Below are 14,438 nucleotides of genomic sequence, written 5' to 3'. Positions count from 1 at the left end.
AGCATATTTTACTTTTAAATTTAAGAAGTGTCTAAATAATAGAAATTCTGTGAACTAAAAAAGGCACCTCTGCATTTTCTTTAGATAAATAAAAAACATTATAGTTCTAGCTAAACTAAAGAGTATAAAGGCAAGCCATAACCCATGATTTCCATAAATTGGTATTAAAAAACTATAAGCTACAAGAAAAACAATTAAAGCTAAAATCATAGAATCTCTTACTGGGGCTGTGAATGTAGCTCCATTGTAAAGTCCTGCATAGGTAAGTCCATGTCCTATTACAATAGGAAATAAAATTAGCCAGAAACTATGGTCTTGTGCAATATCTATTACATTTTTTATATTAGTAAAAAGTAGAATTAATTCATTTGAAAATATTGCTATAATTACAACACAAATTATATTAAGATATATTGTAGAAATATTTGATACTTTTATGATTCTTTTATACGCATCAAGATTTTTTTCTCCTATAGCTTTTCCTGTATACACACTTGAAGCATTTGCAAACCCATCATATAAATAGGCTATGATATATTGTAGTTGAAATAAAACAGCATTTGCTGCAAGTACTTCTTTACCAAATGAACTTCCTTTTGCAATAAACATATTAGTCATAATAAGTAAACAAATTGTTCGAATAAGAAAATCTGTATTTACTCCCATAATTTTAGAAAAAACCTCTTTTTCAAAAAGATCACTATAAATATGGAAAATTTTATTTACTGAAATTTGCCTAGTTATTAAATATACTCCTACAAAAAAGCCAAAGGCTTGAGAAAAAAGTGTAGCATAAGCAACACCATAAACACCCATTTCAAAATACAATACAAATACTATATCAAGAACAATATTTATTACATTCATAGAGACTTGTAGATATAGAGTTTCTTTTATAAGTTTTCTTCCCATTAACCAGCCAAGATTAACATAGGAAATTAATACAAGTGGAGCTCCCCAAATTAATATATCATAATATACAATTGTTGATTCCCATACATTTGAATCTATACCAAAAATAGATTCAGCTCCAATTTTAATAGGGTTTTGTAGTACAATAAAAGCTAAGCCTAAAATAAAAGCAATAATGGCAGGGCGTAAAAAAGCATAAAGTGAATCTTTATCACTTAAGGTACCAAGTGATTGTGCAGCAAATCCTGATGTACTAACTCTTAAAAAACCTAAAAGCCAATATAGAGTATTAAATATAACTGCACCAATAGCAACACCACCCATAAAAGATGAATCATCTAATCTTCCTAAAACAGCAGTATCTACAGCACCTAAAAGTGGTTGAGTAACTGTTGAAATTACAAAAGGAATTGCAAGAGTAAGGTATTCTCTATAGCTTAGTTTAGTACTTGTCATAATTGTATAATTTTATTTGATATTTTTTGTGCTATTTGTAAATCATGTGTTATTAAAAGTAGTGATAACTGCTCTTTTTTAACTATATCTACTAATAAATAAATGATTGCTTGCTGTGTAATTGGATCTAACCTTGACGTGATTTCATCTGCAAAAATAATAGATGGCTTTAAAAGAAGTACTCTGATTATTGCCATACGTTGTAATTGTCCACCAGATACTTCTGATGGTTTTCTATTTAAAAGTTCTCTATCTAGTTTCATTTTATTAAACCAATCATATAACATATGCATACAAAGTTTATGAAGTTTAATAAGATCTTCAAAGCCTTCTAATAAAGTTTGGTGTGGTAAGAATACACTAGGTGGGTCTTGATAGATTTTCTGAAGTTGAATTGGACTAAGAATTGAAGTTATAACTTTACCCTTTGTTGGTTTTTTAATGCCAAGCAAAATATCTCCTAGTGTACTTTTCCCACAACCACTTTTTCCAACTATTGATGTTATCTCACCTTTTTTTAAAGTGATATTTAGGTTCTCGTAAAGTTTATTTTCCCCATAAATTTTAGAAATATTTTTTGCTTCAATAAGAATTTGATTAGATTCTTTTGCTTTTTCAATTTCCCAGTTTGAACTATCACTTTGTAGAAGTTTTTTAGTATAGGGGTGTTGAGGACTTGTAAAAATATTTTTATGTGTATTATATTCTACTAATTTACCATCTACAATTACACCTAAAGTACCTTTAATATATTTTGCAACTTCTATATCATGTGTAACAACAAGAAGTAAACGATTGTCATTAATTTCTTTATTTAATCTTTTTGCAACATTTTTACAAAGTGCCTGGTCTAGACCTTTTGTTGGTTCATCGGCTAATAAAACTTGTGCATTAGAAGCATGAGTAATAGCAATGGTTAGCCGTTGACACATTCCACCTGATAATTCAAAAGGATATGAGTCTTCAAAACTATCTAATGATACATCTTTTAAATCCTTTAAACTGTGTTTATAGCTCTTTTTCTTACCTCTTTTATGAATATATTGATGTACTTCACTAACTTGATTTACAATTTTCATTGTAGGATCAAGTGCACGTGAAGGTTCTTGTGGTAATAAGGCAATTTTTTTACCCCATAAAGCTCTTCTTTGCTTATTTGATAAACGTAATAAATCTAAATCATCTAAGTAGATTTCTCCTTTAAGATTTAATTTACTATCTAAACTACCCATTACAGCATCAATAATTAAAGATTTTCCTGAACCTGATTCTCCTAAAAGCACAAGTGGTTCACCTTGTTTAATAACTAGATTTATATTTTCTAGTAATATTTTATTATCTGTAAAAATAGATAAATTAATTATTTTTAGTTTACTAAACATTTTTATTACCTTTATTTGTAATTAATTGTAATGATAAAACTAATAAAAAGATAATTATCGTGGGTAAGGCAATTAATAATGGTCTGTCATCAAAATATGGAAGAAAATCAACTATCATATTACCAAGTTCAGAAGTTGGTGGTTGTACTCCAACCCCTAGAGCACTTAGTGTTGATAAAGATATAATTGCAGTACTCATGGTAAAAGTTGATAAAGTAATCATTATTCCATAAAGTCCAGGAATAATCTCTTTTCGTAAGATATAAAAAGATGAAAAGCCTAATAACTTAGTAGCTTCAATATATGGTTGAATTAAAATTGTTTTAGTTTTTGCCCGACTAACTTTATAAAACTCAACCCATAATGTTAGTGAAAGAGCAAGATGTAAAAGAATAGTATTTCCTGGAGAAAAAGAGATAACTAATAGAATAAGTAATAATCCAGGTAATGCTAAAATCATATCAGAGAATAATGTTAAGGATTTTTCTATTATTCCACTTTTATATGCTGCAAGTACTCCTAATAATATTCCAGGAATTATAGAACTAAGTGTAATAAAAAAAGCTAATGATACGGAAAGTTGTGTTGCATAGGCAAGTCTTATAAACATATCTCTACCAAACTGATCTGTTCCAAAAAAGTATTGAGATGATATACCTACTAGTGAATTCATTAAGTCTTGTTCATTAGGATCAATATTACTTATTAAGGGTGTAATAAAAGCAAATAGAAGTAATAAACTTAGTATTATAATTCCAAGATATTTTAGATTAGTGATTTTATGCATTTTTTGATTTTAACCTTGGGTCTAAATATTGTGAAATAATATCAATAAAAAGATTTATTAATACAAATAATAATCCTAAAACTAGAACTGTTCCTTGTATCATGGGAACATCTCTACTAAATATTGCTTCTACTAAAGCTTGACCAATACCTGGAAATGCAAAGATGGCTTCTACAACTACAACTCCATCAATTAAATAAATAGACTGTAAGGCTAAAAAAGCAAGAATAGGAATAGATGTATTTTTTATGCCATGTTGTTTAATCATAACTCTATTACTTAATCCTTTATATTTTGCATATTTAAAATAACTTGATTGTGCTACATCACTCATTGATTCTCTAATTACACGACTTGATACTGCACTAAGACCTAAAGCCAAAGTCAATGCTGGCAAAATCATATAAGTAAAATCTTCATATCCCGCAGGTGGCAAAAGTGTAAATTGTATGCTAAGTATAAGTATAAGTATAATTCCTAGAACAAATGGTGGAATTGCTTTTAGAAAAACAGAAAATAATAAACCAAGTTTATCAGCTTTAGAATGAGCATTTAATCCAGTAAAAACACCTATAGGGAAGGCTATTATTAAGCTTAAACAAAAAGCAATAGCAGTTAGATATATAGAATATCCCAGTTGAACTGTTATTGCATCAATTACTTTTTCTCCACTTATTAAAGAATGTCCAAGATTTAAAGTTAATAGATGATAAAGTGAATTCCAATATTGCTCAATTATTGGTTTATCAAGTCCTAATTCAATTGATACACTTTCTGCAATATCAATACTTAGACTATCAGCACCATAGCGACCTGCAGCAATTTGTGTTGCTTGGTCACCTGGTAACATTTGCATCATTATAAAACAGATAGTATGTACGAATAGTGCAAGAGCTAAAGCTTGTACTATTCGTAAAGAGAGAGTTTTTACCATTTAATTTCTGATAGAAAATAGTTTAATTCATATGGATCAACATAGAAGTTTTTTAGTTTTTTATTTGAAACTACAATTAGTTCAGAATATACAACTGGAATAGTAGGTAATTCATTTTGTAGAAGTTCTGTTATCTTATCTCTAATGTCTAATTGTCCACCTTTTTTTAATTCATCTAAGTATTTAAACATACTAGGATTATCCCAATTCATTGCACCCCATGTTGCACCACCTTTTGAGTAGTCTGATAATAGAGTTCCAAGAGGATTTGGTACTAGAGAAAAGTTTCTTGAAATTAGTCCTAATTCTAAAGTATTATCTTTATGCTTATTTACAATTTCTGTGTAATCTCCAATAATAACTTTTAAGTAAATACCAGATTTTTTAAGCTGTGCTTTTATCGCTGTTGCAATATGATTTAGAGATCTACTTGCATAAGTATCTAAAGTTATTTCAAGTTTTTTTCCATTTTTATATCTATAACCATCTTTACCAACTTTCCATCCTTCTTTTTCTAGAAGTGCTTTAGCTTTTTCAATATCGTAAGTTAATTGCTTTATTGAAGTATTGTGCCATCCATTTACTCCTGATGGAAACATTTGTGTTGCAGCTAAAGTTTCATTGTGTAAAAGTGCTTTTGCAATACCCTTTCTATTGATAGATAAACTAATAGCTTCTCTTAAATTTTTGTTATTTAAGTATGGTGATGCAGCGTTTACTTTTAACATACTTGTTCTTGGAATTGCAACAACAGTAGTGTTTAAATTAGGGTTTCTCTTTAGAGTTTTAGCAGAAATTGGCATAATATTGTATGCAATATTTGCTTCTCCACTTTTAACCATAAGAGTTCTTGATTCACCCTTTGGTACTGCTAAATAACTAATATCTTTGATATTTGCTTCTCCATTCCACCAGTTTTCATTTTTTGTTAATTTTACTGAAGATGGAACACTAATTGATTTTATTTTATAAGCACCTGTTCCTATGATTTTTGTAGTTTTTCCATTTGTATCAAATGAGTTTTTTGATAAGATAATTGTACTATAGTGAGCCAGATAAGCAGGTAGAGGACTAAATTGTGAGTTTAGTTTAATTTGCACTTTGTTATCTATTGCTTCAATACTTTTTAGTGGAACTTTTCTTAATACACTTTTTGTTAGTACAACTTCTCTATTTAAATTAGATACTACTATATTAGCATTTAATGAACTTCCATCATGAAACTTTACCTTTTCTCTTAATGTAATATCCCACGTTAAACCATCTTTAGATACTTCAATTTTTTTTGCAAGTGAAGGTATTACTTTTCCTGTTTTATCAACTGTCATTAATGTTTCAGCAACTTGTGTTCTTGAAAAAATATACCCAGACTGTGCAGGTTCCATTCCTGTTATTTTCCATGCACCAACAATTTTCAACTCTTTAGCATTTATTGTTAATGCTAAGGCAGTTAAAAATATAAATTTAAAAAAAATATTAACTCTCATTTTATTCCTTTTTATTGCAACTTAGTTGTATTATTTGTGATTTATACAATAGTGAAGCTTTCATGCAACTTAGTCGCATTGGTGAATAATATAAAATATAATAATAGTTTATGTCATATTTTATATGTGAATATGCTTCTTTTATGTATAATCCATCATAAAATTAATTATAGTTCTAGATTAAAAAGTTGTTATAGGATTTATAAAAAGGTTAATAATGAAAGTAAGAGTCTACTATGAGAATACCTTATTTCTTGTATTTTCTTTAAAATCAATATTTTAAGCTTTTTTATACGTATAGGTTATTCTTTTATTTAACAATACTAAAAGTTTGTGGGCATGATTTTGGGCATTAATCTAAAATTTTAAATAATTAAAAAACATATTTATATAAGGGTATTTTTTGGATGAAATAAATAAAAATAAACAAAATCCAGTTTTTTGGATTTTAATTGGTGTTTTTATTCCTCTTTTAGCAGCAGTATTTCCACTTCTTTTTGATTATTTTAAAAATAGTTCTTCTTTAGAATATACATACAAAGGTCCAATAAGAATTGATGATGCAAATGGTATTAAGGATATAAATGCATATCAAATTATTTTAATTAATGAGGGCAATATAGTTGAAAATGATATAGAGTTTTATTTACCTAATAATGTGAATGAGGAAAAAGTTAAAATTAATTCTAATATGCCTTATAAATTAAAAAATAAAGGTGGATATTCAATTGTCTATCTTAATAAATTAAGACCTTCAGAAAAATTTGATTTTTCTATTGTTAATTTAGAAGGACGTTATTTAAGTGATTATGATTTTGATAAGTTAAGAATTGTTTCAAAAGAAAATACAGCAAAATATGTTGGATTAAGTGAAGAGTTATATATTGTTTTTAGATTCGGTTCTTTTTTATTAATTTTTTTATTAATATTATTTTTTATACTTGCAATTTATTTTGACTTTTTTGAATCAAAAGAAAAAAAAGAGAAAAGAATTTTAGAAGAAATCGATAAATTGAAATAAAAGTAGTTAATTATTCTTTTTTCTCTATAGACCTTACATTTTGATAAGGTATTGCAGTGATTTTTTTATTTTCTTTATTTATAAAAAATACATAATTTGAATTACCATCAATTAATTCTAGATTTTTTAAACTTTTATCTTCATTTTCTAAAGCTACTATATATTTACTTTCATAAGTATCTTTTCTTATATTATCAACTTCATTTTTCATTTTAAAAAACCTTTTTATTTTCATGATATTTTGAACAAAAGATTTAGAGAATTATTATATAATATTGGTATTAAAGATAGAAGTATATATAATCTTAGACATACTTTTGCATCACATATGATCTCAAATATTAAAAATGGAGTAGATATTCTTTTGGTATATAAAACTTTAGGGCATAAAGATGTTTCAATTACACTAAAATTATATAGTAGAAGATGAGGCGGAAAGGTTTAATAAAATCAACCAAATATCTAATCTTATTATTTTTTAATTTTAAAAGGGGAACGAGGAAATGCCAAATAGAAAAACTCTCTTAGAAGTTCTTATCACTCCTGTAGTTGTTGCAATTGTTGGTATAGTGGGAACTTATTTAATTACAAAACAGCAAAATGAATATACTAAAGAATTAAGAGAAGTTGAAATTAATAAGCTTCAAGAACAAGCTGTAATTGATAGAGAATTAAAAATTATTGAAATTTTTGCAGATAAAATCACTAGTGGTGAACCAAATCAAAAAGTTGCAGCATTACAAATTTTAAAAGTTATTGATGGAGAAATGGCAATTAAATTGGCTGAGGTTACTTTAAAAGTCACAAATGAAAATAGTATTGTTGCTGAATCTGCAAAGGATGTTATCTCAAGTATGAAATCTATCGGGAACTCTTTTCCTATAATAATATCTTTTAAATCTCTAAATGATGCAAAAAAATATGTAAGAGAAAATAATAAGGGTTTGAAATATATTTTAACTATATTTCTTTCTGATAATGGTTTTTATGCTGTAACTTTAGGTGGTTATCTATCATATAAAGAAGCCAAAATACGTATAAATTATGCTTTAGATAATAAATTATCAGATGATGCATATGTAAAGACATCAACAAAATTGGGAAAGAACTTATTTTATGATTGACAGAAGAAGCTTTTTTAAAAAAATTAGTTATATATTAATTCTTTTAAATGTTAATATTTTATCGTTGGAAACTAATATAAAAAAGAAACTAATATAAAAAAGAAATTAAAATATTATAAGAAAGTTGATATCTCGGAGGAAAGTACTGAAGGTGGAACAATTACTTTTATATCTGATAATAACAAGCAATTGAAAAAAATTGAAATTATACAATGTTGGAAAAGTGGTAGATTAAACTCAATGGTTTATGTAAAAGAAAATAAGATTTTTAAAATTGTGGAAAAGAAAGAAAACTATAATAGACCATTTAATTATGATAAAGAAACAGCAGAAGAGTTAGGCGATAGAGAATGGTTTGATGAAACTAAATCTATATTCACCGATACAATAGTTATAAGTCATAAAAATAAATGTTATCAATTTATTAATAATGAAGAGTGTAATGCTAGTGCTGCTTTTATTGATTACTACAAACGTTTAATTAATGAATATAATAGTATTGTTTAGACATTATTTTAGTCATTTTAAATATATCAAATTTTAAAAAGACTATAAAGTAGGGGTTATAGAATGAAAGTAAGAGTTTACTATGAAGACACAGATGTTGGGGCAGTTGTTTATTATGCTAATTATTTGAAATTTTGTGAGAGAGCTAGGTCTGATTTGTTTTTCAAAAAAGGTTTATCTCCTCATAATGAAAACGAATTCTTTGTTGTTAAAAGAGTTGAAGCAGATTATATTAAGTCAGCTGTATTTGGGGATATGTTAGAGGTAACTTGTAAACTGATTGAGAAAAAAGCAGCGTCAGTTGTAATGTATCAAGAAGTATTACGAGATGGAGAGGTTTTATTTAAAGGTGAATTTAAATTAGCTTATTTAAAAGATTATAAACCATCTAAGATACCAAAAGAGTTATTTGAGGTATTAGGTGATGAATAAATTTTTTTTTAAAATATTTTTAGTTTTTACTCTTTTTTTTAGTTTTGCTAATGCAAAAGTAGAAAATGAAATTTATTTTTTACCAAATAAAGCAAAAGCTGCAAAAGAAAAAATAATTGATTATATTAAGGATTCAAAAAAGAATATTTATGTATCAATGTATAACTTTTCTTATAAAAAATTTGCAAAACCATTAGTAAAAGCATCTAAAAGAGGTCTAAAAGTAACAGTATTTTTAGATAAATCTAAAGTAAAAAAAGATGATAAAATATATAAGTATCTTCTAAGAAATAACGTTAAAGTAGTAGTTGCCAATAAGAAACTACATACGAAAATTGCTATATTTGATGAAGAGATTATTGTCTTAGGTAGTACAAATTGGACAAAAGATTCATTTTCAGGAAACTATGAAGTTATTTTATTTTCTAATGATAAAGAAATAATTTCCAAATCTTTAAGATTTCTTAATAAACTAGAAAAAACTAACTAATACTATACTTACATTTAAATCAATATTAGCTAGTATTCTCGATTGGGAGTTTATGAAATGAAATATATTATTGCTTGTATTGATAAAGATGTAGAGATATTAGATGAGTTGTATAATAAGCTATCTAGAATAGTAGATAGTGATTATGTTATTGAAAGTTATATTAATGCAGAACAGGCATTAATAGGGTGTTTCAATAACATAATTGCTGGAAATGAAATACTAATTACAATTAATGGAAACAATACATCACAAGTATCTTATGATGAATTTTTGTTAGAACTTTATAAGAACTCTCCAAATACTAAAAATATAGTTTTTAAAGAATCATTATCTTTAGAATCTCTTGAAAACATCATCAATAATGCTTCTGTTTATAAAATTATTCCTAGAAAATTAAAAAAAGTTGATTTTGAATTAATTGTATTAGAAGCTATTAAACTAAATGCCCAAGAGCGAAGACTAAAAGACTATCAAAGGGTTCTAGAAGATGCAGTTGATAAAAGAACAAAAGAGTTAAATAACATAAATGTAAAACTAAATGTTTTAGCAACTATTGATTCTTTATCTGGTGTAAAAAATAGAAGAAGTTTTTTTGAATCTTGTTCCCCAATGATTTCATATAATAGAAGAGAGAAAAAACAATTAGCAACTCTTATGATTGATATTGATAAATTTAAATTAATCAATGATTCATATGGTCATAAAATTGGTGATAATATAATCAAACTAATGGCAAAAAGTACAGAAGCGATTTTAAGAAAATCAGATGTTTTTGGTAGATTAGGTGGTGAAGAATTTGCTGCAGTATTACCAAGTACTTCATTAAGAGGTGCATTAATTGTTGCTGAGAATATTAGAAAAGAGATGGAAGCTTTAGAATATAAGACAGCAAAAAAACAACTTGTTAAGTTTACAGTTAGTGTTGGGGTATCAATGTTATGTTCAACTGATAATGATTTAGAAGCTGTATTACACAAAGCAGATTTAGCTTTATATGAAGCCAAAAAACTTGGACGAAATAGAGTTGAAGTTTATGAAGAAGTTTCTGAATAATAACAACAATAATTTTTACTAAAAATGAAGTAATAAAATAGTATTATAAATCCTTAATTTTAAACAAAAAAAGGATTATTTCGTGTTAGAAATATTTGTAATAGCATACTGCTTATATTTTGCATTTCACATCTACACTTCATTTATGCAAGTGGGATATGTTAAAAATGCAAAAAACTTAGAACCAATTATTTTAGATTCAAGCAAATACAAAGAAGCTGCAAACTACTCAATTGAAAAAGAAAAAATATCTATTGTTTCATCATTTTATGAATTTGTAATTTTCTTTATGTGGATTGGCTTTGGATTATCTGCTTTAGACTCTGTAGTTACAACTACAAACCCATGGCTTAAAGCTGTAATTTTTATTGATTTATTTATAATTATTAACTGGATTTTAACTCTTCCTTTTGATATTTACTCAACATTTAAATTAGATAAAAAATATGGTTTCTCTAATATGACGGCATCTCTATTTATAAAAGATACTGTAAAAACTGGACTTTTATTTATGATTTTTGGATCTTTAGTAATTGCTGGAATTTCATTAATTATTGAAAACTTACCTGCTTGGTGGATTTGGGGATTCGCATTTATCTTTGCTGTTATTATTATAATTAATATGGTTTATCCATTAGTTAGAGATAAAATGTTTGATAAGTTTGAGCCATTAAAAGATAAAGAATTAGAATCAAAAATTGAAAAATTATTAGATGAAGTTGGTTTCAAAAGTTCTGGGGTTTTCTCAGTAGATGCAAGTAAAAGAGACAATAGACTTAATGCATATTTTGGTGGTTTAGGTAGTACTAAAAGAGTTGTATTATTTGATACATTAGTTGAAAAGCTAAGTCATAATGAATTATTAGCTGTATTAGGTCATGAACTTGGACACTTTAAAAATGGTGATATTATTAAAAATATTGGTATTATGGGTGTTGTTATGTTTGTATTTTTTGCTATTTTTGGAAATCTTCCAGAATCATTATTCTTAGGATTATCACTTAATCAAGAACCAGCAACAATTATTGCTGTATTTATGATCTTTTCACCTATCTTATCATTTTTCTTAATGCCTTTAATTTCTATGATTTCTAGACATAATGAATATGCTGCAGATGAATTTGGTTCAAACTTAGCATCTAAACAAGATTTAGTTAGTGCTTTATTAAAATTAGCAAATGAGAATAAATCAGTTCCTTTATCTCATCCTATTTATATTTTCTTCTATTACTCTCATCCACCATTAGTTGAGAGATTCAAAGAGCTTGGTTTCGATGTAAACAATAACTCTAAAGATGCTTTAAAAGAAGATTTTGTAGATGTTGATTAATAGTACTTTTGATATAAATTATCTTAGTATTTCACTTATTATATTTGTCATTGTTGCAGTTCTTGCAACATGGCAAATAGTAAAACAAAAATATAAAACAAAACTTTTAAAACTAGAACAAGAAGCTATAACTAAAATAAACTCTCTAGAATCTAAAACAGATATCTTAAATAATATAAATGAAAATCTAAAAGACAAAATAGACACATTTGAAACTCACTCAAGAGAAAATCTAGAAAACTTAGAAAAATCATATCAATTAAGATTGTCAAAACAAGAAGAGATATTTTCTAATAAAGAAGATCAGTTATATCGAGAATTTGACATAAAAGAAGAAAATTTTAATGAAAAGATATCTTTATTAGAAAACTCAAAAGCTCAATTAAAACTAGAATTTGAAAGTCTTGCAAATAAACTATTTGAAGAAAATCAAAAAAAATCTAATAGAAATCTAAATCAAGTTGTTACTTCTTTTAAAGACCAGTTAGATACTTTTGGAAAAAGAGTAAATGATATTTATAATGATGAAACAAAACAAAGATCATCACTGTTAACAGAAATCAAGAACCTAAAAGAGTTGAATAATCAAATCTCACAAGATGCTCTAAATCTTACAAAAGCTCTAAAAGGTGAAAACAAAACCCAAGGTGATTGGGGTGAGATGATTCTATCAAAGATTTTAGAGCAAACAGGACTTAGAGAAGGAAAAGAGTATTCTACTCAAGGTTCATACACAGATAATGAGGGTAAAAGATTAAGACCTGATGTTATTGTACACTTACCTCAAGATAAAGATATTGTAATAGATTCTAAGGTTTCTCTAAATGCATATTTAAAATATATTGAAACAGAAGATGTTAAAATAAGAGAAGAAGCTACAAAAGAGCTTACTAAATCTCTATATGCTCATATCAAAGGTCTTAGTGCTAAAAGTTATGAAGATATAGATGATGTTAAAACTTTAGATTTTGTATTAATGTTTATTCCTATTGAAGGAGCTTTTATGCTTGCTGCTTCAAATGATAATCACTTATTCAAAACTGCTTTTGAGCATAATATAATGTTAGTATCACCTTCTACATTGTTTGTAACACTTAGAACAATAGAGAATATTTGGCGATATGAACACCAAAATGAAAATGCTTTAGATATTGCTACAAAAGCAGGGTTCTTATATGACAAGTTTGCACTGTTTGTGAAAGACCTAGAAGATATTGGAACAAATATCTCTAAAACACAAAAAGCCTATGATGGAGCAATAAATAAACTCTCTACTGGTAATGGAAATCTTCTTAAAAGAAGTGAAGCTTTACTAGAATTAGGTGTTAAAACAAAAAAAAGAATAGATACAAAAAAACTATTAGGAGATGAAAATGGACTTAGCGATTAGTTTTGCAAATAACTTCTTAGTACTCTTAGATGCATTTTCAATATATGTAATACTAGGACTATTTATTGCAGGTATTTTAAAACAAATAGTTCCAGATGATTTTGTTTCTTCTCATTTAGGAAAAGACTCAACAAGCTCAGTTGTAAAAGCTACACTATTTGGAATACCTCTTCCTGTTTGTTCATGCTCTGTTATTCCACTAGCTCAAGGTTTGAGAAAAGAGGGTGCTAGCAAAGGTGCTGTTCAGAGCTTTTTGATCTCAACTCCTATTACTGGTGTTGATTCTATATTAGCTACTTATTCATTATTTGGTTTTGTATTTACTTTGTTTAGAGTAGTTTCATCTATTATTATTGCAATTACTGTGGGTTTAGTACAAAACTTTTTTGAAAAAGAATCAAAAAATAAAATAGAAGAAAAAATTGAAGAAAGCTCTTGTTGTTCTAGTTCCTCTTGTTGTGATAGTAATACAGAAGAAAAAAAATCCTTTTCAATAATCAAAGTATTTAAATATGGATATGGAACACTATTTTCAGATATGGCAAAAGCTTTATTAATAGGGCTTATTTTAGGGGCTTTATTTATTACTTTTATGCCTGAAGAGTATAGTAAAATACTATTTGATAATCAGTTCTTAACATATATAGTTGTTATGTTATTTGCTATGCCTTTATATACTTGTGCAACGGCATCTTTGCCAATTGCTGCTGCTTTAATGATGCAAGGTATGAGTGCAGGTGCAGTATTTATATTCTTAACAGCAGGACCTGCTACTAGTGCTGTGACTATGAGTATAGTATATAAAATGCTTGGGAAGAAGTCTTTAATCATCTATATAATTACAATTTTCATATTAGCCTTATGTTTTGGTATGGCTTATGATACTTTCTTAGGAGATTTAAGTCTTTTAAATGTATCAATGATTCATGAAGAAAGCACATTAATAGAATCACTTGCTTCTTTATTAATGTTAGTATTAATCTTCTATCATTTATTTAAAAACAAATTTAAAAAAGAAGAACCAATAAAAACACCAATTTTTACAGAAAAAACAGACAATAGCCATATTTCTGTACCTAAAAGTGTAGATTTCACAAAATCTAAGTTTTCTCTTAAAAAAGACTGATTCT

At 26.8% G+C, this 14,438-nt stretch carries 16 protein-coding genes; 10 read left to right on the top strand and 6 right to left on the bottom strand.

Annotated elements, in window-relative coordinates; translation table 11 throughout:
* Positions 1 to 54 precede the first annotated feature (54 nt).
* The 5 genes from ALEK_RS09510 to ALEK_RS09490 are packed head-to-tail and all read right to left on the bottom strand — an operon-like array spanning position 55 to position 5,958.
* Positions 55 to 1,368: an MATE family efflux transporter gene (locus ALEK_RS09510; protein ID WP_071625396.1), complete on the bottom strand. Its 1,314-nt coding sequence runs from the start codon at positions 1,366 to 1,368 to the stop codon at positions 55 to 57.
* Entirely contained in the window at positions 1,365 to 2,750 is a 1,386-nt protein-coding gene (locus ALEK_RS09505) for an ABC transporter ATP-binding protein (RefSeq protein WP_071625397.1), read from the bottom strand. The genes ALEK_RS09510 and ALEK_RS09505 overlap by 4 nt, the downstream gene beginning before the upstream one ends.
* Positions 2,743 to 3,537, bottom strand: coding sequence for an ABC transporter permease (locus ALEK_RS09500; RefSeq protein WP_071625398.1), 795 nt, complete (start codon positions 3,535 to 3,537; stop codon positions 2,743 to 2,745). Before ALEK_RS09500 ends, ALEK_RS09505 begins: the two co-directional genes overlap by 8 nt.
* Positions 3,530 to 4,471: an ABC transporter permease gene (locus ALEK_RS09495; protein WP_071625399.1), complete on the bottom strand. Its 942-nt coding sequence runs from the start codon at positions 4,469 to 4,471 to the stop codon at positions 3,530 to 3,532. The genes ALEK_RS09500 and ALEK_RS09495 overlap by 8 nt, the downstream gene beginning before the upstream one ends.
* Entirely contained in the window at positions 4,465 to 5,958 is a 1,494-nt protein-coding gene (locus ALEK_RS09490; RefSeq protein ID WP_071625400.1) for an ABC transporter substrate-binding protein, read from the bottom strand. Before ALEK_RS09490 ends, ALEK_RS09495 begins: the two co-directional genes overlap by 7 nt.
* 403 nt (positions 5,959 to 6,361) lie before the next feature.
* On the opposite strand from ALEK_RS09490, the gene ALEK_RS09485 reads away from it, so the two are divergent.
* Entirely contained in the window at positions 6,362 to 6,979 is a 618-nt protein-coding gene (locus ALEK_RS09485; RefSeq protein WP_071625401.1) for a hypothetical protein, read from the top strand.
* Positions 6,980 to 6,989: 10 nt separating this feature from the next.
* On the opposite strand, the gene ALEK_RS09480 is transcribed toward ALEK_RS09485, so the two are convergent.
* Positions 6,990 to 7,190 (bottom strand): hypothetical protein, encoded by a 201-nt coding sequence (locus ALEK_RS09480; RefSeq protein ID WP_071625402.1) that lies wholly within the window; start codon positions 7,188 to 7,190, stop codon positions 6,990 to 6,992.
* A 30-nt stretch (positions 7,191 to 7,220) separates the two neighbouring features.
* On the opposite strand from ALEK_RS09480, the gene ALEK_RS09475 reads away from it, so the two are divergent.
* From ALEK_RS09475 to ALEK_RS09435, 9 genes are all read left to right on the top strand, one after another.
* Positions 7,221 to 7,409 (top strand): tyrosine-type recombinase/integrase, encoded by a 189-nt coding sequence (locus ALEK_RS09475; RefSeq protein ID WP_071625403.1) that lies wholly within the window; start codon positions 7,221 to 7,223, stop codon positions 7,407 to 7,409.
* 73 nt (positions 7,410 to 7,482) lie between these two features.
* Positions 7,483 to 8,103 carry an SPOR domain-containing protein gene (locus tag ALEK_RS09470; protein ID WP_071625404.1) on the top strand — a complete coding sequence of 207 codons (621 nt, stop codon included), beginning with the start codon at positions 7,483 to 7,485 and terminating at the stop codon, positions 8,101 to 8,103.
* A gap of 189 nt (positions 8,104 to 8,292) precedes the next feature.
* On the top strand, positions 8,293 to 8,610 hold the full coding sequence (locus ALEK_RS09465) for a hypothetical protein (protein ID WP_071625405.1): 318 nt from the start codon (positions 8,293 to 8,295) through the stop codon (positions 8,608 to 8,610).
* A gap of 63 nt (positions 8,611 to 8,673) precedes the next feature.
* Positions 8,674 to 9,042: a YbgC/FadM family acyl-CoA thioesterase gene (locus ALEK_RS09460; protein ID WP_071625406.1), complete on the top strand. Its 369-nt coding sequence runs from the start codon at positions 8,674 to 8,676 to the stop codon at positions 9,040 to 9,042.
* The gene (locus ALEK_RS09455) at positions 9,035 to 9,532 is read left to right on the top strand and encodes a phospholipase D-like domain-containing protein (protein WP_083574561.1); all 498 of its coding nucleotides are present in this window, start codon (positions 9,035 to 9,037) and stop codon (positions 9,530 to 9,532) included. The genes ALEK_RS09460 and ALEK_RS09455 overlap by 8 nt, the downstream gene beginning before the upstream one ends.
* A gap of 57 nt (positions 9,533 to 9,589) precedes the next feature.
* Positions 9,590 to 10,588, top strand: a complete 999-nt coding sequence (locus ALEK_RS09450; RefSeq protein WP_071625407.1) for a GGDEF domain-containing protein — start codon at positions 9,590 to 9,592, stop codon at positions 10,586 to 10,588.
* An 82-nt stretch (positions 10,589 to 10,670) separates the two neighbouring features.
* Entirely contained in the window at positions 10,671 to 11,918 is a 1,248-nt protein-coding gene (locus tag ALEK_RS09445) for a M48 family metallopeptidase (RefSeq protein ID WP_071625408.1), read from the top strand.
* Positions 11,908 to 13,308, top strand: coding sequence for a DNA recombination protein RmuC (locus tag ALEK_RS09440; protein ID WP_071625409.1), 1,401 nt, complete (start codon positions 11,908 to 11,910; stop codon positions 13,306 to 13,308). Before ALEK_RS09445 ends, ALEK_RS09440 begins: the two co-directional genes overlap by 11 nt.
* Positions 13,292 to 14,434 (top strand): SO_0444 family Cu/Zn efflux transporter, encoded by a 1,143-nt coding sequence (locus ALEK_RS09435; protein ID WP_071625410.1) that lies wholly within the window; start codon positions 13,292 to 13,294, stop codon positions 14,432 to 14,434. Before ALEK_RS09440 ends, ALEK_RS09435 begins: the two co-directional genes overlap by 17 nt.
* The last annotated feature ends 4 nt before the right edge of the window (positions 14,435 to 14,438 follow it).

Source organism: Poseidonibacter lekithochrous, assembly GCF_013283835.1.
GTDB classification, from domain to species: Bacteria; Campylobacterota; Campylobacteria; order Campylobacterales; family Arcobacteraceae; genus Poseidonibacter; species Poseidonibacter lekithochrous.
Note: the sequence above shows the minus strand (reverse complement) of the source record. Positions and strands in the feature narration are given on the sequence as shown.

What these genes read in the sequence shown, in the direction of transcription:
- ALEK_RS09500 (WP_071625398.1), bottom strand. Translation starts at nt 3,537, where the DNA reads ATGCATAAAATCACTAATCTAAAATATCTTGGAATTATAATACTAAGT.
- ALEK_RS09455 (WP_083574561.1), top strand. Translation starts at nt 9,035, where the DNA reads ATGAATAAATTTTTTTTTAAAATATTTTTAGTTTTTACTCTTTTTTTT.
- ALEK_RS09435 (WP_071625410.1), top strand. Translation starts at nt 13,292, where the DNA reads ATGGACTTAGCGATTAGTTTTGCAAATAACTTCTTAGTACTCTTAGAT.
- ALEK_RS09495 (WP_071625399.1), bottom strand. Translation starts at nt 4,471, where the DNA reads ATGGTAAAAACTCTCTCTTTACGAATAGTACAAGCTTTAGCTCTTGCA.
- ALEK_RS09490 (WP_071625400.1), bottom strand. Translation starts at nt 5,958, where the DNA reads ATGAGAGTTAATATTTTTTTTAAATTTATATTTTTAACTGCCTTAGCA.
- ALEK_RS09510 (WP_071625396.1), bottom strand. Translation starts at nt 1,368, where the DNA reads ATGACAAGTACTAAACTAAGCTATAGAGAATACCTTACTCTTGCAATT.
- ALEK_RS09480 (WP_071625402.1), bottom strand. Translation starts at nt 7,190, where the DNA reads ATGAAAAATGAAGTTGATAATATAAGAAAAGATACTTATGAAAGTAAA.
- ALEK_RS09450 (WP_071625407.1), top strand. Translation starts at nt 9,590, where the DNA reads ATGAAATATATTATTGCTTGTATTGATAAAGATGTAGAGATATTAGAT.
- ALEK_RS09460 (WP_071625406.1), top strand. Translation starts at nt 8,674, where the DNA reads ATGAAAGTAAGAGTTTACTATGAAGACACAGATGTTGGGGCAGTTGTT.
- ALEK_RS09470 (WP_071625404.1), top strand. Translation starts at nt 7,483, where the DNA reads ATGCCAAATAGAAAAACTCTCTTAGAAGTTCTTATCACTCCTGTAGTT.
- ALEK_RS09440 (WP_071625409.1), top strand. Translation starts at nt 11,908, where the DNA reads ATGTTGATTAATAGTACTTTTGATATAAATTATCTTAGTATTTCACTT.
- ALEK_RS09505 (WP_071625397.1), bottom strand. Translation starts at nt 2,750, where the DNA reads ATGTTTAGTAAACTAAAAATAATTAATTTATCTATTTTTACAGATAAT.